Raw genomic sequence first — 276 nt, 5'->3', positions numbered from 1 at the left:
ACCTGAAATCATCAGATTAAGTCTAATAATCAAGAAATTAGATCAGTATGCCGATTCACATATTTTAGTGCACACCGGACAAAATTTCACCACATCCTTAAGCGAAATATTCTTTCAACAGCTACAGGTAAGAACCCCTGATTATGTCTTGTTGAAACAGCAGCAAACCCTCGGGGAACAGTTAGCGGCCATTTATAAGAATTTAGAAACTATCATATTAAATGAAAAGCCTGACAAAGTATTGGTGTTGGGGGATACGAACTCTGGGCTCAGCTC

The 276-nt window shown here is 38.8% G+C and carries 1 protein-coding gene; it reads left to right on the top strand.

Annotation, left to right across the window (positions count from 1 at the left end):
* Positions 1-276 (top strand): UDP-N-acetylglucosamine 2-epimerase (locus SB773_RS31450; RefSeq protein ID WP_410594224.1); only part of this gene is annotated, 276 nt, incomplete at both ends.

The sequence above is a fragment of the Bacillus sp. SIMBA_074 genome (genome assembly GCF_046534555.1).
Lineage (GTDB): Bacteria > Bacillota > Bacilli > Bacillales > Bacillaceae_G > Bacillus_A > Bacillus_A mycoides.
The sequence above is the reverse complement of the archived record's forward strand: the minus strand, read 5'-3'. Positions and strand labels throughout refer to the sequence as shown.